The following is a 16,406-nucleotide window of genomic DNA, read 5'->3' as shown; positions in this document are numbered from 1 at the left end:
AACTGTTGTCACTTGCCTTCAGTTACTGCGGACCCGTGGTGCACAATGTGGGGATGCAGCAAGCGCAACCGGTCGGAGTGGATCCTGACGTCGTCGATTTCGCCGTCGTCGGGAAGTGGATGGACGAGCAGGGCCTGCCCGGCGGGGCGTTCGAGGAGGTGCGTGAGCTGGGCGGCGGCACCCAGAACATCATGCTGCGCTTCGCGCGCGGCGGGCGCGAGTACGTGCTGCGGCGCGGCCCGAAGCATCTGCGGGCCAAGAGCAACGAGGTGATCCGCCGCGAGGCCCGGCTGCTGGGCGCGCTCGACGGCGCCGGGATCCGCGCGCCGCGGGTCATCGCCGCCTGTCCCGACGAGTCCGTGCTCGGCGCCGTCTTCTATCTGATGGAGCCGATCACCGGCTTCAACCCGCAGAACGAACTGCCCGAGCGATACGCCGACGACCCGGCGGCCCGGCGCGAGATGGGCCTGTCCGCGGTGGAATCCATCGCCCAGCTCGGCATGCTCGACTACGAGAAGCTCGGCCTGGCCGACTACGGCAAGCCCGAGGGCTTCCTGGAGCGGCAGGTGCCGCGCTGGCTGGGCGAGCTCGACTCGTACTCGGCCAACGAGGGCTACCCCGGCCCGCAGATTCCGGGCGTGCGCGAGGTCGGCGACTGGCTCGAGCGCAACCGGCCGTCGGCGTGGCGGCCCGGCATCCTGCACGGTGACTGCCATCTGGCCAACATGATGTTCGAATACGACAAGCCGCAGGTCGCGGCCATGGTCGATTGGGAGATGTCCACCATCGGTGACCCGCTGCTCGATCTCGGCTGGCAGATCGCGACCCGGCCCGAACCCGGCAGCGTCATCGGCTCGCTGACCGGCAAGCTCGGTTCGGCGGGCGGGCTGCCCACGCCGGCGGAGATGGTCGCCCACTATGGGAAATTCTCCGATCGCGACCTGAGCGCCGTCGATTGGTACACCGTGCTGGCCTGCTTCAAGCTCGGCATCGTCCTGGAGGGCACCTACGCTCGCGCGTTCGCGGGCAAGGCGCCCAAGCAGATCGGCGACTTCCTGCACGCGTGCACCCTCGAACTCTTCGAGCGGGCGCATCGCGTCATGCAGTAGGTCTCGCACTTCGCGGCGAATCCGGCCCTGGCTAGCAGGGCCGGATTTTTCGTTTTCCGGGTTAGCAACTTTGGTTGACTAACTCGAAGATTGTCAACTAAGGTTGCTTGCATGGCCGACCTGGAAATCCCCGACTCCACCGATCCCGCCGGGCGTCTCGCGGCCGCTGTCGCGTTGCGCCGCCTGGCCGATCGGCTGGAAGATCTCGCCGTCGAGGAGGCGTTGCGGTCGGGCTGGGGCTGGCCCCAGGTGGCCGAGGCGCTCGGCGTCACCCGCCAGGCGGTGCACAAGAAACACGCCAAGCGGCTGATCGCCGCCGGTGTCCGGTTGAGGAGGCGCTGAACGATGTTCGGCAACCATGAGTTCGACAAGTATCTGCACGCGGTCCTCGTGCGGGGCGGCGAAGAAGCGTGCCGGGACGGATCGACGACGATCGAAGCGCCGCATCTGCTGCTGGCGATCGCCGCTCAGGACGGCACCGAGCCGCAGCGCCTGCTGGCCGCCGCCGGCTTGGACCCGCAGGCGATTCGTGCCGCGCTGGACCGCGAATTCGAGCAGAGTCTCGCGGTCGCCGGCGTCTCGACCGCGAACCTGCCCGGCCCCAGCCCCGCCGCGGCCAAATCGCCCACGATCGGCGCGACCGGCAAGCTCACGATCGACCGGATGGCCGGCGCCTACGCCAAAGGCGCACTGCGCCCGGCGAATCTGCTGCTGGCAATCCTGCAGGGCGAGGTCGGCACGGTGCCGCGGGCACTGACTTTCGCGGGGATCGACCGCGCCGCGCTGATCACCCGGGTCCGCGAAGCCCTCACCGAAGCCTGACGATCGGAAACAGCATCATGCAGTTCGACTCGACCCGTATCCGGGAGCTGTTGTCGGAGTACGGAATTCCCAGCGCGGTGCTCGGCGTGCTGCACGACGGGCAGATCACCGAATTCGCCACCGGCGTCAAGGACGTGACGACCGGGGAGCCCGCGACCACCGGCACCGTCTATCAGTTCGGCTCGATCACCAAAACCTTTACCGCCCTGGCCTTCATGCAGTTCGTCGACGCGGGCCGGATCGGCTTGGACGATCCGATCCGGGAGCACCTGCCCGAATTCTCGGTGGCGGACGCGGAGGTGAGCGCGCGGGTCACCCCGCGTCAGCTGCTGAACCACACGCACGGGATCGAGGAAGCCTTCGGTGACCCGGGCGAAGAGCCGGATGTGTACGCCCGCATGGTCGCCGAGCTGGCCGGCGCGCCCCAGGTCTTCCCGCTGGGCGAAACCCACGGCTACAGCACGGCATTGGGCTATGCGCTGCTGGCCCGGCTGATGGAAGTTCTGGACGGCCGCCCCTGGGACGAACTCGTGCGCGACCGCCTCCTGACCCCGATGGGCCTGTCCGACACCAGCACCTGGCACGAAGACGTCGACCCCGCTCGCGCGGCCACCGGCCATCTGCTCCGCTCGCTCGACGAGGGCCCGATCGTTTCCCCGGTGCCCTACCTGCTCCGGTGCTACGGGCCCGGCGGGAACTTCACCGGCACGATGCGCGATCTGCTCGCCCTGGCGCACGTCTTCTTGCACGACGGGGTGGCGCCCAACGGCGTCCGGATCGTCTCCCCGGCCGCCATCCGGGAGATGACCACCTCGCGGGTCCCGGTCCCGGACCCCTACCTGTTCGGCCCGGAATGGGCGCTGGGCCTGATCATCTGCGACTGGTCCGGCCACACCGTCTACGCCACCGACGGGAGCACCATCGGCCAGAACGCCCGGCTGCGCATCCTGCCCGAATCCGGCACCGCTATCGCCCTGCTCACCAACGGTGGACCGCGAGAAACTTTCTACCAGAAGGTTTTCCAGGAAATCCTGGCCGACCTCGGCCTGCCCGCACTCCCGCCGCTGCCGAAGCCGGACCCGGGTCTGGTCCTCGAACTCGCCCGCTACGAAGGCGTCTACGCCCGCCCCGGCACCGAGTACGTCGTGCACGCCGAAGCCGATCGCCTGTTCCTGACTCTCGCGCTCGATCCGATGCACGCCCGGTTCCTCGGCAAACCCGATCACCTCCGCTACGAACTCCTGCCGATCTCGCAGACCCACTTCCTCATGCCGTCCGCGGACCCGCTGGAGGACCCGCAAACCGTCGCGATCTACGACTTCCAGGACGGCCGGGCCCGCTACCTGCACACCAATTGCCGGGTCCACCCCCGGACCTAAATCCCTTGTCCCGCCGGGCCGGCCGTGGGATCGTCGGCGTAGGCGCGAGGACACCGCGCCACCGCGACCGGGGGGTTGGCGATGCGGATTTCCGCACGTACTTTTTCTGTTCAATTCGTTTTCTGGCTCGGCTTGGCCATCGGCCTCAAATGGCTGCTGGACCGTTTCGCCGCGGACTCGTGGCCGCGGCCGTGGGTCGATCTGGGCCTTTTCGCCGTCGTTTTCGTGGTGCTCGGCGTGCTGAGCGGGCTCTGGGCGCATCGCGCCGCGCGCCGCAAGGTCGACCGGATCTACCGGCTGCTCGCCGCCGGGTCCCATCCCGCGGCGATCCCGCCGATCCGCGACATGCTGCTGCAATGCTCCGAGCTCGAGGGGCCGCTGAGCGACAACGCGCTGCACTGGCACCACAAACTGGCCGAGGTGCTCGGCTGGACCGACCGGACCGCCGAGGCGCTGCCCCACGCGTCCATCGCCGTGCAAGGCCGTGAAGCGGTCTTCGGTCCCTACGACTCCCGCACCGTGGCCTCGCGCCGCCTCTACGAAACCCTGGTTCAGCGGGAAGCCGTCGACCCGCTCGTCGACCTGCTCGGCGACTGGCTGCGCCGCGACGAAACCGGTTCCCATCCGGACGCCTGAGCGCCCGCCGGTACGCTGGCTCGCGATCACCGACGACCGTTTGGAGGACGACTGATGTGTTATCCGGTCACCTGCGCCAGCTGCGGGAAGACGACATGGGACGGCTGCGGCGAGCACGTCGCCGAGGTCCGCGCTCTGGTCCCGGCCGAGCAGTGGTGCGAGGGCGAGCACGAGGCCGCCGGCGCGGAGTAGCCGCCCGCGCTCGCTAGGGTCGAGCTGTGACGAAGGGTGCTCGGCGGGCGTACAAGACCGGTCTGTCGCGGGGGGTGATCGTCGAGGCCGCACTGGGGTTGACGGCGGAGCGGGGGCTCGACGGGTGGAGTATGCGGGATCTGACCGCGCGGTTGGATACGTCGCTGTCGGTGATCTATCACCATGTGGGGGATCGGCAGCGGGTGAGCGCGGCGGTGATCGATCGGATCTTCGCCGAGTTCGAGTTGCGGCTGGACGAACCCGATTGGCGTGCGCTCTTGCACGGGATCCTGTCGCAGGTCATCGAGCATCTGTCCCGGTATCCGGGCACCGCGACCTGGTTGCTGCGCAACGGGCCGCAGACCGAGCAGTTGCTGCCGTCGCTGGACGCGGGGATGTCGCGGATGCTCGAGGCGGGGTGGGGTGCGGAGGCCGCGATCGCGTTCTCGACGGCGTTCAACACCTGCCTCGGGTTGATCGCGCTCGGTGACCAGCGGTCCAGTGACGCGGGGGAGCGGGGGATGGCCGGGCTGGAAGCCCTGCTGACGGCGCATCCGGATGCCGGGCCGGGTGCGCAGGAAATGCTGCGCATGGTGCGCCGCTACGTCGGCGATCCCGCCGAGCGCGATGTGGCGCACCGCGAGCAGTGCCGATACGCCTTGGCACGGATGCTCGACGGCATGTCGGCCCGCCTCGAGCTGATCCGCTCCGCGGCGCTGTAACCCGAACCCTCTGTACCGCAGTCGGAGTCCTCGCTACACTGCAAATTAGAACACTGATCTAATTTGCGGGGAGTCCGATGAGTATTGCGCTGGTGGATCCGGTCACGGTCGAGGAAGAACCGCCGAAAGCGAAACCCGGCGGGTTGAAGGTGGTGCTCGCGCCCGTCCGCGGTCGCCTCGCGGCGGCGGGCGTGCTGCAACTGGTGGGCGCGCTGGCCGGACTCGCGCCCTACATCGCGGTCGTCGAGATCGCCCGCGAACTCCTCGGCGGCGCGGACCGGGCCGCGGTGTGGACCTGGGTCGCGATCGCCGTCGGCGGCTTCGTGCTCCGAACCCTCTGTACCGCAGCCGCTTACACGATCAGTCACATCGCCGACGCCGATCTCGGCTTGCGGATCCGGCGGCGCATGGCCGATCGGCTGGGCGGGGTGGCGCTGGGCTGGTTCACCGAGCGCAGCTCCGGGCGGGTGAAGCGGGTACTCGCCGACGACGTCGGCGCGATCCACCACGCGGTCGCGCACGCGCTCAACGACCTGGTGGCCGCGCTCGTCACCCCGCTGGTGGCGATCGGCTACCTGTTCGTCCTGGACTGGCGGCTCGCGCTGATCTGCCTGGTCCCGCTGGGATTGTGGTTCGCCGCCACGGCCTTCGAGTTGCGCGACGGCGGCGCGCAGATGAAGCGACTGAGCGCGGAATTCGACAAGGTCAACGCCGCGGCCGTCGAATTCGTCGACGGCATCGCGGTGGTGAAGGCGTTCGGGCAGGCCGGGCGCGCCCAGGACCGCTACCGGCGCGCGGGCGACGACCTGGCCCGGTTCTTCGGCGAGTGGCAGGGGCCGATGCGCCGCCTCGAGTCGATCGCGAACACGCTGATCGCGCCGCCGATGCTGCTGCTCGTCGCGCTGGCCGGCGGGATCTGGCTACGTGCGGATCCGGTGGAGGTCATCGCCTTCGTCATGCTCGCGGTCGGGCTCGGCGGGCCGATCATGGCGCTGGGTTTCGGCGCCATGGCCATGCAGGCCGCGGCCGAGGCGGCGGGCCGGATCGCCGAGTTGCTGGCGACACCCGAGTTGCGCCGCGACGCCACACCCCGGACCCCGGCCGGTGCGGACATCGAATTCGACAGTGTCCGTTTCTCTTACGACGGTCGCACCCAGGTCTTGGACGGCATCGATCTGCATCTGGCCCCGGGCACCGTCACGGCGCTGGTGGGCCCGTCCGGCTCGGGCAAGTCGACGCTGGCGCGGTTGCTGCCGCGGTTCTGGGACGTGACCGAGGGGGCGATCCGGATCGGCGGCGTCGACATCCGGGAGCTGGCCGAGGCCGACCTCTATCGCCGCGTGGGTTTCGTCTTCCAGGAAACCTCTCTGCTGCGCACCACGATTCGCGACAACATCGCGCTCGGCCGCCCCGAGGCCGAGCTCGCGGAGATCCACGCCGCGGCCCGCACCGCCCAGATCCACGAGCGCATCCTGGCGCTGCCGCGCGGCTACGACAGCGAGATCGGCGCGGACGCGCACCTGTCCGGCGGTGAGGCGCAACGGGTCTCGATCGCCCGCGCGCTTCTGGCCGACACTCCGGTGCTGGTCCTCGACGAGGCCACCGCCTTCGCCGACCCGGAATCCGAAGCGGCCGTGCAGGACGCGCTGTCGCGCCTGGTCGCCGGCCGCACCCTGCTGGTGATCGCGCACCGCCTGCACACCATCCGCGGTGCGGACCGCATCGTGGTCCTGTCCCGCGGCCGGGTGCTCGAATCCGGCAGGCACGAGGCCCTGCTCGCCGCCGACGGCATGTACGCGCGCCTGTGGCGCACCCAGTCGGGAAAGGAATTCTGATGATTCGCAAGCTGTTCCGTCTCGTAGACCCCGCCGACCGGCCGCGCTTCCGGCGCTGGCTCGGGCTGATCGTGGCGTTCTCGGTCTTGCAGGGTCTGTGTGTCCTGCTGGTGGTGCCCGTGCTGCGCGCGCTGCTGGCCGGTGACCGCGACACCGCGCTCGCCTGGCTGGCGGTGCTCGCCGCGACCACCGCCGCCACGGCCGTGGTGTTCTACGCCCAGGCGATGGACGGTCAGCAGATCGCCAACGACCTGCTGCTGGGCATGCACCACCGCATCGGCGACCAGTTGACGCGGCTGCCGCTGGGCTGGTTCGGCACCGATCGCACCGGGCGCCTGACCCATTCGGTGTCCCAGGGCACCATGAGCATCGGCGCGGTGCCCGCCCACCTGATGCAGCCGGTGGTCAGCGGCGCGATCACGCCCGCGGTCGTCGCCGTCGGCATGTTCGCCTTCGACTGGCGGCTGGGCGCCGCCCTGCTCGTCGCGGGGATCGTGCTGGTCGCCACCCACGGCATGGCGCAGACCGCCATCGCGCGCAGCTTCGGCGCGATCGATCGCACCGCCGTCGAATCCGCCGGGCGCATCGTCGAATTCGCGCAGAACCAGCCGATCCTGCGGGCCTTCGGGCGGCGCGGGGAGAGCAACCGCCTGCTCGACGACGCCCTGACCGGGCAACGCCAGGCCTACGGTGCGATGAATCGCAACGCGGTGTCGGCCCTGCTCCTCTTCTCGGTCGCCGTGCAGGCCGCCTTCCTCGCGCTGCTGGCCGTGGGTGTGACGCTGGCCCTGGGCGGTTCGCTCGACGCCGCCGAATTGATCGCGCTGCTGGTGCTCATCACCCGGTTCGCCGGCCCGCTGCTCGAGCTGGTCGACCACGCGGCGGCCCTGCGCATGGCCGCGGAGAACCTCGATCGCATCGACGAGGTGCTGGACGTCCCGCCGCTGCCCGAGGGCACGCGGACCCGGCCGGTAGCGCCCGGCGAGATCGCCTTCGATCAGGTCGATTTCGGTTACGACGGACGAACGGTGCTGCGCGACATCACTTTCGACGCCCGGCCGGGCACCCTCACGGCCATCGTCGGCCCCTCCGGCGCGGGCAAGACCACGCTGCTGCGGCTGGTCGCCAGGTTCTGGGAGGTCGATTCGGGCGCCGTGCGGGTCGGCGGGGTGGATGTGCGCGAGCTGTCCACCGAGGCCCTGATGGGCCAGCTGGCCATGGTGTTCCAGGACGTCTACCTCTTCGACGACACCATCGAGGCCAATATCCGCATCGGCCGTCCCGATGCCACCCCCGCGGAAGTGCGCGAGGCGGCCCGGCTGGCCCGCGTCGACGAGATCGTCGACCGGCTTCCCGACGGCTGGGAGACCCGGGTCGGCGAGGGCGGTGTCAGCCTGTCCGGCGGTGAGCGGCAACGGGTGTCGATCGCCCGCGCGTTGATCAAGCAGGCCCCGATCGTGCTGCTCGACGAGGCCACCGCCGCGCTCGATCCGGACAACGAGGCGGCCGTGGCGGCCGCGCTGCGCACCCTGGCCGAGCAGCGCACCCTGCTGGTCGTCGCACACCGGCTGCACACCGTCGCCACCGCGGACCAGATCCTGGTCCTGGGTGCGGGCGGCATCGTCCAGCGCGGCACGCACACCGAATTGATCGACCGGCCCGGCCGCTACCAGGACTTCTGGCGGGAACGCGAACGCGCGCAGGGCTGGCGCCTGGTCGGCTGAATCTCGACGACGCGTGGCGGAATATCTCTGGCCAGAGATATTCCGCCACGCATAAGGTGCTTCGCATGGCTATCGTCCCCGATGACAAGAACTGGACCTGGGTGCTGGAAAAGACCTGTCCGGAGTGCGGTTTCGACGCACCCGCGACGGCCTACGCCCAGGTGCCCCGGCTGACCCGCGACTACGCGGCCCGCCTGGCCGGTGCCCTGACCCGGGACGACGCCGCCGTCCGGCCGGACGCGAGCACCTGGTCGGCACTGGAATATGCCGCGCACGTCCGCGACGTGTGCCGCATCTTCGCCTACCGCACCGACATCGCCGCGCGTCGCGCGGCGGTGGACCCGCGGGTGCCCGGCTTCGACGCCGAAACCGGCAGCGCCGAGGGCCTGCCGCTGTTCTCCGATTGGGACCAGGACGTCACGGCGCTCGCCGACGATTACGGTGCGCAGGACCCCGCCGTGGTGGCCGCCGAACTGGCCGAGGCGGCCGAATCCGTCGCCCACGCCATCGAATCCGTGCCGGCCGCCGATCTTGGATTCGCCGTTCGGCGCGGCGACGGCTCGGGTTTCACCGTAGAGTCACTGGCGATCTACTTCCTGCACGATGTCGTCCATCACGCGCACGACGTCCGGGCTTGAAAGCCCACTTCACCAGGCGCTGCCCAGGAAATTCCACCCCGGCACTAGAACGAGTTCTACTTTTCTCGTAGTGTGTGTGCAGTCACATCAGTACACGTGCACGCGAGAGGTCGACAGGAATGAAGACGAAGGGCGCGATCCTGTGGGGGATCGACCAGGATTGGTCGGTTGAGGAGATCGAGGTCGGTGACCCGGTTTCCGGCGAGGTGCAGATCCGGATGGAAACCGCCGGCATGTGCCACTCCGACCACCACATCGTCACCGGTGCGACCCCGATGCCGGGCTACCCGGTCATGGGCGGGCACGAGGGTGCGGGTGTGATCACCAAGCTGGGCCCGAACTGCCCGGCGGACCTGGAGGTCGGCGATCATGTGATCCTGTCCTTCATCCCCGCCTGCGGTCGCTGTCCGTCCTGTGTGTCGGGCAACATGGCGCTGTGCGATCTGGGCGCGGGCCTGCTGATGGGCCAGGCCATCAGTGACGGCACCTACCGGATCCAGGCGCGCGGCGAGAACGTCATCCCGATGTGCCTGCTGGGCACCTTCGCGCCGTACATGACGGTGCACCACACCTCGGTGGTGAAGATCGATCCGAGCATCCCGTTCGAGGTCGCCTGCCTGGTTGGCTGCGGCGTTCCCACCGGCTTCGGCTCCTCCACCCATGTGGCGCAGGTGCAGCCCGGCGAGACCGCGGTGATCGTCGGCATCGGCGGCGTCGGCATGAGCGCGCTGCAGGGCGCGGTGCTCTCCGGCGCCTCCAAGGTCATCGCCATCGACCCGAACCCGTGGAAGCTGGAGCAGGCGCAGAAGTTCGGCGCCACGCACACCTACCCGAGCATGGCCGAGGCGATCATGCCGATGATCGACATCACCGAGGGCCGGATGGCGGAGAAGGTCATCCTCACCATGGGTGAGATGGAAGGCCGCTACGTCGAAGAGGGCCTGATCCTCACCGGCAAGGCCGGCACCATGGTCATCACCTCCATGGGCCGGATGGAAGACGGCGACGTCAAGATGAACAGCTTCCTGCTGTCCATGCTGCAGAAGACGGTCAAGGGCTGCATCTTCGGCGGCGGCAACGCCCGTCAGGACGCCCCGCGCCTGCTGGCGCTGTACAAGGCCGGCCAGCTCAACCTGGACGACATGGTCACCCGCCAGTACTCGCTGGAGGAGATCAACCAGGGCTACAAGGACATGCTGGACGGCAAGAACATTCGCGGCATCATCCGCTACACCGAGAACGACTGGTGATTTAGCTGCGCGCGGCGAGCCGGGTCGCGACCTGAGCGATCAGGTCGTAGGGCACCGGCTCGCCGAGCTCGAATTTCAAGGTGCCCTTGCCGGCCCGGTACGGGGCGATCGCCTCCTCGAAGGCCGCGTCGCCCGCCGGAATCGGATACAGGCTCACGTGCCCCTTCCACCCGGCGAAGTGCACGACATTGTGGCCGTCGAGCTTGAATGTCGGGATCTGGTAGCTGATCGCCTCGGACGCCGCGGGCAGCGCCTGCGCGATGGTGCGGCGGATGCCGGCGAGGATGTCGCGCACCGGCTCCTCGAAGCCGGCGATGTAGCTGTCGATGTCGGCGGGCTGTTCGGCCACGGGACTCCCTCGATTCCTGATCGGCGACCACGGTCGCGGTCAGTATCGCGCCCCGCCGCCGATCCGGGCCCGCATCGCGCCCGGATCGGCGTGCCGCGCGCTCAGGGATTGCAGCGCAGCAGCGCCTCGCGCAGGTTGCGGCTGCGGACGTCGTCCAGCACGGCCATGCCGAGCCGGTTCATGGTGTAGCCGAAGCCCAGACCCGTTGCGGGGTCGGCGAAGCCGAAGGAACCGCCGAGACCCGTTGTGCCGTAGGCGCGTTTGTCGGTGCCGAAGCGGAACGTGCCGCGCGACTTGCGGAATCCGAGGTGGTATCGGCTCTTGGTGTGCAGTACCAGGTCGTAGGCGGGCACGTCGTCGGCAGTGTCGGCGGACGAAAGCTGTTCCAGCACAGCATTGTCGATGGGCAGCGCGCCGGTCTTCGCGGCGGCCGCGCCGTAGACCCGGGCCAGCGCACGCGCGTTGCCGACGCCGTTGGACGCGGGCAGTTCGACCTCCAGGAATTCCCGCCGTGCGGCCCGCGCCGGTGCGCCGGTGCGCGGATTCGTCAGCGCCGCATAGGCGTGCCCGCGCTTGGCGTAGACCTCCGCGCCGATCCGGAGCGGCAGATCGCGCTCGTAGCGCAGGATGTCCAGGCCGCCGGTCGCGGCCAGCTGGGCGACCCGCTCGATCGGTTCCTCGGCGGGCAGGCCGATGAAGAAATCCAGGCCGAGCGGTTCGACGATGTCCTCGGCGAAGATCCGGCCCAGCGAGCGGTGCGCCGGATCGACGCGACGCACCAGCTCGCCCTGATACAGGCCCAGGGTGATGGCGTGATAGCCGTGCCGCGTACCGGGCTTCCACGCGGGTCGCTGCGCCGCCAGAATCTTCGCGAGCCCGTCCAGGTCGGCGACCTGATCCAGCTTGACGACCTGATCCAGCCCGCTCAGCCCGCCCTGATGATCGATGAGCTGGCGCACGGTGATCGAGCCCTTGCCCTGTGCCGCGAATTCCGGCCAATACCGCGCCACCGGCGCCTCGTAATCGAGCAGCCCGCGCGAGACCGCCGCCGCGACCACGAACGCGGCCATGCCCTTGGTCGAGGAGAACACCGGCACGATGGTCTCGCGCTCCCACGCCTTGGTGCGCCGGCGGTCGCGATGCCCGGCCCACAGGTCGACCACCGGCCGGTCACCCGCGTACACGGCGACGGCCGCGCCGATCTCGCCGTGCTGGTCGAAATTGCGGCGGAAAGCATCGGCGACGGGGCCGAATCCGGCCTCCACATCGCCGTGGATCGGGGGTCGCACACTCATAGTGAGTCGATGGTACCGGCGGTACCGCGTGGCGATGGCCCGGAATTCGGGCTAGCTGTGCTCCGCCCGGTCAGCGGTCTCGTAGGCTCGCTGCGTGCGATCACTCGAGCAGATCAAGGATTGGCCGGTCCGGCATGCGGGCGCGGGCGTCGTCACCCGCGCGGGTACGAGCTCCGCGGGCGACACCGACCGGGTGTTCCCGCTGGCCTCGGTGACCAAGCCGCTGGTTGCCTACGCGGTGCTGGTCGCGGTGGAGGAGGGCGCGATCGAGCTGGACCAGCCGGTCGAGAGTGCCGCCGCCCCGCCCGGCACCACCGTGCGGCATCTGCTCGCCCACACCTCGGGCATCGCCTTCGACACCACCACCGTGCTGGCGAAGCCGGGTGCGAAAAGGATTTACTCCAGTGCCGGATTCGACGTGCTCGCGCAGTTCGTCGCGGAACAGACCGGTATCGCCTTCGACGAATATCTCCGAGACGCGGTGTTCGAGCCGCTGGGTATGAAGAACTCGGCACTCACCGGGTCCGCCGGGCACGGCGCACGATCAACTGTCGATGATCTTCTGCTTTTCGCTGCGGAGTTGCTGAATCCGCAATTGCTTTCTGCGGAGATGCATTCCGAATCGATCACCGTGCAATTTCCGGGAAGCAATGGTGTGCTGCCCGGCTACGGTTCGCAGCGGCCCAACGACTGGGGCCTGGGCTTCGAGATCCGGGACGGGAAAACCCCGCACTGGACGGGGCAAACGAATTCGCCTCGTACGTATGGACATTTCGGCCAGTCGGGCACATTCTTGTGGGTTGATCCGGAAATCGAGGTGGCGTGCGTCGCGCTCGCCGACGAGAATTTCGGTGACTGGGCCCGGGCCGCCTGGCCGGTTTTCAGCGACGGGGTGATTGCGGAAGTCTCGCAGGGGTAATTCGAGCTGCACTGTCCAGTGCGGGTACGCGGGAATGGGCAACGCGGCCGCGAAGTAACACCCGTAACATCGGACACTCCAGTACACTCAGGCACCGTAGCGACTGCTCGCAGTCGCTACGAATTGTCAGCCAGCCGAAACGGGTCGTTGGGGAAGACGGTCCTCGTCGACGCTGGAGGTTTTAGTGGTGCGTGCATCAAGTCAGTTCGCGGACGCGACGGCGGGTGTGGTCTGGATCCACTCGTCGCCCGCGGCGTTGTGCCCGCATATCGAATGGGCACTGGCCTCGGCCCTGGGCTCCCCGGCGAAGCTGCGCTGGACCGCCCAGCCCGCCGACGGTCAACTCCGCGCGACCAGCGACTGGGTCGGCCCGGTCGGTACCGCCGCGCGCATAGCCCAGTCCCTGCGATCCTGGCCGGTGCTGCGTTTCGAGGTCACCGAGGAACCCAGCGAAGGTGTGGACGGCGAGCGCTACAGCTTCGTGCCCGGCCTCGGCCTCTGGCACGGCTCCACCGCCGCCAACGGCGATGTGGCCCTGGGCGAGATGCGCCTGCGCGCGATGCTGCAAGCGGCCCAGGAACTCGGCAAATACAACAGCTACGACCTCGCCGCCGAAATCGACCGCGCCCTGGGCACCGCCTGGGACGACGACCTCGAGATCTTCCGGCTCGGTGAAGACGGGCTGGGTGCGGAGATCACCTGGCTGCGTCGCGACGTCGGCTGAGTTCAGGGCTCGTTGGTTCCGTTCCCCGTAGCCGGGGAACGGCGGTCGAACTTGGTCTCGAGCCCGTCCAGGAAGGCTTCCAGCGCCAATTCGAAACTGTCGGAGTCGATTTCCGCCGCTTTGTCGCGCAGCAGGTGGGCTTGGTCGAGGTGGGGGTAGCGGTCGCGGTAGACCTGGACATCGTCGACGAAGCCGCGGGCGAAGGAGCCGACGGTGGAGCCCAGCACCAGGTAGCGGGCGGCGGCGCCGATCATGGTGGCCTGCCGGGGCGGCCACCCGGCCCGGACCAGCCCGCCGTGCACCGCGTTGGCGGCGCGCAGTGCCTCGTCGCGGCGACCGGGGCCGGAGATGGCCAGGTAGGGAACGAAATTGGGGTGCTGGGCCAGCGCGGCGCGGAACGAGCGCGCCCAGGACACCAGCGCGGTGCGCCAGGTCTCGTGTTCGAAGGCCGAGGCGTCGACGCGGCTCATGATGGTGTGCGCGATGTCGTCGAGCAGGTCGTCCTTGGTGGGGAAGTGGCCGTAGAGGGAGGCGGCCTGGACGCCGAGCTCGGCGGCGAGTTTGCGCATGGACAACTCGCCGAGCCCGTCGCGGTCGATCAGCGCGAGCGCGGTGGCGCTGATGCGCTCGCGGCTCAGCAGCGGTACCCGGGGTCGTGCCATGTCCTCACCTCCTCGACAGCCCGTCGAACCTACCACCGGCCCCTTGTCTACCTAACGCTGTTCGGATAGCGTCCGGCCGGTAAACCTAACGCTGTTTGGTTCAGGATAGGTACCGCATGAATCTCGAATTGAGCGAGACCCATCGCGATCTGCGCGATCTGGCTCGCACCTGGGTGGACAAAGAGGTCGTCCCGAACGCCACGGCTTGGGATCGGGCCGAGGCGGTCGACCCGGCCATCGTCGGCAAGCTCGGGGCGATGGGCTTCCTGGGCATCGGGGTGCCCGAAACCTACGGCGGCTCGGACGGTGACGCGCTCGACTACTGCCTGCTGCTGGAGGAACTCGGCCGCGGCGACAGCGCGGTGCGCGGCATCGTCTCGGTGTCACTGGGATTGGTGGCCAAGAGCATCGCGAGCTACGGCACCGAGGAGCAGAAGCGGCAATTCCTGCCGGATCTGTGCGCGGGCCGCACCCTGGGCTGCTTCGGCTTGACCGAACCCGGCACGGGCTCCGACGCTGCGAGCCTGGTGACCAGAGCCGAACGCGCGGGTGCGGACTGGGTGCTGTCCGGCTCGAAGATGTTCATCACCAACGGAACACACGCCGACGTCGCGCTCGTCTTCGCCCGCACCGGCGGCCCGGGACCGAAAGGCATTACCGCGTTCCTGGTTCCGGGCGACGCCCCCGGCTTCCACCGCACGGAGATCACCGGCAAGCTGGGTCTGCGCGGTCAGGCGACGGCGGAGTTGCGCTTCGAGCAGGTCCGGATCCCGGACACCGCGCGCCTCGGCGCCGAAGGCTCCGGCTTCCGAATCGCCATGTCCGCCTTGGACAAAGGGCGGATGGGCGTGGCGGCGGGCTGCGTCGGCGTCGCGCGTGCCTGCCTGGAGGCCGCCGTGCGCTACGCGGGGGAGCGCACGCAGTTCGGCAAGCCGATCGCCTCCTATCAACTCGTGCAGCAGATGCTCGCCGACATCGCCGTCGAGACCGACGCGGCGCGGCTGCTGACCTGGCGGGTGGCCGATCTCATCGATCGCGGGCAGCCGTTCGGCACCGAGGCGTCCATGGCCAAGCTCTACGCCAGCGAGACCGCGGTGCGCGCCGCCAACAACGCGATCCAGGTGTTCGGCGGCTACGGCTACATCGACGAGTACCCGGTGTCGAAGTATCTGCGCGATGCCCGCGTGCTCACCCTCTACGAGGGCACCAGCCAGATTCAGAAGCTGCTCATCGGCCGCGCCCTGACGGGTGTGAACGCCATTGTCTGACAAGGAGATCCCCATGCTGAAGGTCGCTGTGGTGACGGGCGCGGCCCGCGGAATCGGGGCCGCCACCGCGGCCCGGCTCGCCGCGGACGGCGCCGCCGTCGCGGTGCTGGACCTGGACGACGCCGCGAGCCGGGCGACGGCGGCGCAGATCACGGCCGCCGGTGGCACCGCGCTCGGCCTCGGGTGCGACATCACCGACGAACAGCAGGTGCAGGACGCGTTCGCGCGGACCGCCGCCGAGCTGGGCGCGCCGAACGTCCTGGTGAACAACGCCGGCGTGCTGCGCGACAACCTGCTGTTCAAGATGTCGGTCGAGGACTGGGACACCGTGCTGCGCGTGCACCTGCGCGGCGCGTTCCTCTGTGCCAGGGCCGCACAGGAATACATGGTCGAGCAGCGCTACGGCCGCATCGTCAACACCTCCAGTGTCTCGGCGCTCGGCACGCGCGGGCAGGCGAACTACGCCGCGGCCAAGGCGGGTATCCAAGGCTTCACCCGCACCCTGGCCATCGAGCTCGGCCCGTTCGGCATCACCGTGAACGCGGTCGCCCCCGGTTTCATCGCCACCGAGATGACCGCGCAGACCGCCGCCCGAACCGGGGTCACCGCAGCGGAATTGCAGGCCAAGACGGCGGCGATCACGCCGTTGCGCCGGGTCGGCCGGCCCGAGGACATCGCCGGTGTCGTCGCGTTCCTCACCTCGGCGGACAGCTCGTTCGTCACCGGCCAGACCCTCTATGTCGATGGCGGCCGACGGCTGTAGTGAGTGATGCCGGACGGTAGCTGGACGACGGACTGTCCGCAGCGGACAAAGTGCCGCCGCGAAATTGGTCCGCCACGCCCGATGTAGTCCTTCACCAGCGGTTTTACGCTTTGCAGGAC

General features: G+C 69.1%; 18 protein-coding genes. 15 read left to right on the top strand and 3 right to left on the bottom strand.

From position 1 onward, the window contains the following. The first annotated feature begins 53 nt into the window (after positions 1-53). From AB0H76_RS29580 to AB0H76_RS29530, 11 genes are all read left to right on the top strand, one after another. Positions 54-1,109: a phosphotransferase family protein gene (locus AB0H76_RS29580; protein WP_357330301.1), complete on the top strand. Its 1,056-nt coding sequence runs from the start codon at positions 54-56 to the stop codon at positions 1,107-1,109. A 111-nt stretch (positions 1,110-1,220) separates the two neighbouring features. Then, the gene (locus AB0H76_RS29575; RefSeq protein ID WP_357330300.1) at positions 1,221-1,451 is read left to right on the top strand and encodes a hypothetical protein; all 231 of its coding nucleotides are present in this window, start codon (positions 1,221-1,223) and stop codon (positions 1,449-1,451) included. A 3-nt stretch (positions 1,452-1,454) separates the two neighbouring features. Then, positions 1,455-1,931, top strand: a complete 477-nt coding sequence (locus tag AB0H76_RS29570; protein ID WP_357330299.1) for a Clp protease N-terminal domain-containing protein — start codon at positions 1,455-1,457, stop codon at positions 1,929-1,931. Positions 1,932-1,948: 17 nt separating this feature from the next. Continuing rightward, positions 1,949-3,310 carry a serine hydrolase domain-containing protein gene (locus AB0H76_RS29565; protein WP_357330298.1) on the top strand — a complete coding sequence of 454 codons (1,362 nt, stop codon included), beginning with the start codon at positions 1,949-1,951 and terminating at the stop codon, positions 3,308-3,310. An 81-nt stretch (positions 3,311-3,391) separates the two neighbouring features. After that, the gene (locus AB0H76_RS29560; RefSeq protein ID WP_357330297.1) at positions 3,392-3,946 is read left to right on the top strand and encodes a hypothetical protein; all 555 of its coding nucleotides are present in this window, start codon (positions 3,392-3,394) and stop codon (positions 3,944-3,946) included. Positions 3,947-4,000: 54 nt separating this feature from the next. Next, positions 4,001-4,138 carry a hypothetical protein gene (locus AB0H76_RS29555; protein WP_357330296.1) on the top strand — a complete coding sequence of 46 codons (138 nt, stop codon included), beginning with the start codon at positions 4,001-4,003 and terminating at the stop codon, positions 4,136-4,138. A gap of 26 nt (positions 4,139-4,164) precedes the next feature. Beyond that, complete coding sequence (locus tag AB0H76_RS29550; RefSeq protein WP_357330295.1) at positions 4,165-4,860, top strand: TetR/AcrR family transcriptional regulator; 696 nt, start codon at positions 4,165-4,167, stop codon at positions 4,858-4,860. Between the two features lie 77 nt (positions 4,861-4,937). Then, positions 4,938-6,695 carry an ABC transporter ATP-binding protein gene (locus tag AB0H76_RS29545; RefSeq protein WP_357330294.1) on the top strand — a complete coding sequence of 586 codons (1,758 nt, stop codon included), beginning with the start codon at positions 4,938-4,940 and terminating at the stop codon, positions 6,693-6,695. Further along, on the top strand, positions 6,695-8,419 hold the full coding sequence (locus AB0H76_RS29540) for an ABC transporter ATP-binding protein (protein WP_357330293.1): 1,725 nt from the start codon (positions 6,695-6,697) through the stop codon (positions 8,417-8,419). The genes AB0H76_RS29545 and AB0H76_RS29540 overlap by 1 nt, the downstream gene beginning before the upstream one ends. Positions 8,420-8,484: 65 nt before the next feature. Next, positions 8,485-9,057, top strand: coding sequence for a DinB family protein (locus tag AB0H76_RS29535; protein ID WP_357330292.1), 573 nt, complete (start codon positions 8,485-8,487; stop codon positions 9,055-9,057). A 119-nt stretch (positions 9,058-9,176) separates the two neighbouring features. Then, the gene (locus AB0H76_RS29530; RefSeq protein WP_357330291.1) at positions 9,177-10,307 is read left to right on the top strand and encodes an NDMA-dependent alcohol dehydrogenase; all 1,131 of its coding nucleotides are present in this window, start codon (positions 9,177-9,179) and stop codon (positions 10,305-10,307) included. Position 10,308: 1 nt separating this feature from the next. Here AB0H76_RS29530 and AB0H76_RS29525 read toward each other — a convergent pair whose 3' ends face one another. Both AB0H76_RS29525 and AB0H76_RS29520 read right to left on the bottom strand, forming a co-directional pair. Next, the gene (locus AB0H76_RS29525) at positions 10,309-10,656 is read right to left on the bottom strand and encodes a DUF1801 domain-containing protein (RefSeq protein ID WP_357330290.1); all 348 of its coding nucleotides are present in this window, start codon (positions 10,654-10,656) and stop codon (positions 10,309-10,311) included. A 101-nt stretch (positions 10,657-10,757) separates the two neighbouring features. After that, positions 10,758-11,951 carry a serine hydrolase domain-containing protein gene (locus AB0H76_RS29520; protein ID WP_357330289.1) on the bottom strand — a complete coding sequence of 398 codons (1,194 nt, stop codon included), beginning with the start codon at positions 11,949-11,951 and terminating at the stop codon, positions 10,758-10,760. A 94-nt stretch (positions 11,952-12,045) separates the two neighbouring features. Between AB0H76_RS29520 and AB0H76_RS29515 the strand changes: the two genes are divergently transcribed. After that, a complete protein-coding gene (locus AB0H76_RS29515; protein ID WP_357330288.1) occupies positions 12,046-12,870 on the top strand; it encodes a serine hydrolase domain-containing protein in 825 nt (274 codons plus the stop codon). Positions 12,871-13,057: 187 nt separating this feature from the next. Beyond that, positions 13,058-13,594: a DUF3145 domain-containing protein gene (locus tag AB0H76_RS29510; RefSeq protein ID WP_357330287.1), complete on the top strand. Its 537-nt coding sequence runs from the start codon at positions 13,058-13,060 to the stop codon at positions 13,592-13,594. A 2-nt stretch (positions 13,595-13,596) separates the two neighbouring features. On the opposite strand, the gene AB0H76_RS29505 is transcribed toward AB0H76_RS29510, so the two are convergent. Then, positions 13,597-14,256: a TetR family transcriptional regulator gene (locus AB0H76_RS29505; RefSeq protein WP_357330286.1), complete on the bottom strand. Its 660-nt coding sequence runs from the start codon at positions 14,254-14,256 to the stop codon at positions 13,597-13,599. 116 nt (positions 14,257-14,372) lie between these two features. Here AB0H76_RS29505 and AB0H76_RS29500 point away from each other — a divergent pair, with 116 nt between their 5' ends. Beyond that, entirely contained in the window at positions 14,373-15,524 is a 1,152-nt protein-coding gene (locus tag AB0H76_RS29500; protein ID WP_357330285.1) for an acyl-CoA dehydrogenase family protein, read from the top strand. Between the two features lie 13 nt (positions 15,525-15,537). Beyond that, positions 15,538-16,287, top strand: coding sequence for a 3-oxoacyl-ACP reductase FabG (fabG, locus tag AB0H76_RS29495; RefSeq protein ID WP_357330284.1), 750 nt, complete (start codon positions 15,538-15,540; stop codon positions 16,285-16,287). Positions 16,288-16,406: the final 119 nt, after the last annotated feature.

Source organism: Nocardia sp. NPDC050712 (assembly GCF_040654295.1).
In the GTDB taxonomy this organism is placed as follows: Bacteria; Actinomycetota; Actinomycetes; order Mycobacteriales; family Mycobacteriaceae; genus Nocardia.
The sequence above is the reverse complement of the archived record's forward strand: the minus strand, read 5'-3'. Positions and strand labels throughout refer to the sequence as shown.

What these genes read in the sequence shown, in the direction of transcription:
- AB0H76_RS29545 (WP_357330294.1), top strand. Translation starts at nt 4,938, where the DNA reads ATGAGTATTGCGCTGGTGGATCCGGTCACGGTCGAGGAAGAACCGCCG.
- AB0H76_RS29530 (WP_357330291.1), top strand. Translation starts at nt 9,177, where the DNA reads ATGAAGACGAAGGGCGCGATCCTGTGGGGGATCGACCAGGATTGGTCG.
- AB0H76_RS29565 (WP_357330298.1), top strand. Translation starts at nt 1,949, where the DNA reads ATGCAGTTCGACTCGACCCGTATCCGGGAGCTGTTGTCGGAGTACGGA.
- AB0H76_RS29580 (WP_357330301.1), top strand. Translation starts at nt 54, where the DNA reads ATGCAGCAAGCGCAACCGGTCGGAGTGGATCCTGACGTCGTCGATTTC.
- AB0H76_RS29570 (WP_357330299.1), top strand. Translation starts at nt 1,455, where the DNA reads ATGTTCGGCAACCATGAGTTCGACAAGTATCTGCACGCGGTCCTCGTG.
- AB0H76_RS29520 (WP_357330289.1), bottom strand. Translation starts at nt 11,951, where the DNA reads ATGAGTGTGCGACCCCCGATCCACGGCGATGTGGAGGCCGGATTCGGC.
- AB0H76_RS29555 (WP_357330296.1), top strand. Translation starts at nt 4,001, where the DNA reads ATGTGTTATCCGGTCACCTGCGCCAGCTGCGGGAAGACGACATGGGAC.
- AB0H76_RS29535 (WP_357330292.1), top strand. Translation starts at nt 8,485, where the DNA reads ATGGCTATCGTCCCCGATGACAAGAACTGGACCTGGGTGCTGGAAAAG.
- AB0H76_RS29500 (WP_357330285.1), top strand. Translation starts at nt 14,373, where the DNA reads ATGAATCTCGAATTGAGCGAGACCCATCGCGATCTGCGCGATCTGGCT.
- fabG (WP_357330284.1), top strand. Translation starts at nt 15,538, where the DNA reads ATGCTGAAGGTCGCTGTGGTGACGGGCGCGGCCCGCGGAATCGGGGCC.
- AB0H76_RS29560 (WP_357330297.1), top strand. Translation starts at nt 3,392, where the DNA reads ATGCGGATTTCCGCACGTACTTTTTCTGTTCAATTCGTTTTCTGGCTC.
- AB0H76_RS29505 (WP_357330286.1), bottom strand. Translation starts at nt 14,256, where the DNA reads ATGGCACGACCCCGGGTACCGCTGCTGAGCCGCGAGCGCATCAGCGCC.
- AB0H76_RS29575 (WP_357330300.1), top strand. Translation starts at nt 1,221, where the DNA reads ATGGCCGACCTGGAAATCCCCGACTCCACCGATCCCGCCGGGCGTCTC.
- AB0H76_RS29540 (WP_357330293.1), top strand. Translation starts at nt 6,695, where the DNA reads ATGATTCGCAAGCTGTTCCGTCTCGTAGACCCCGCCGACCGGCCGCGC.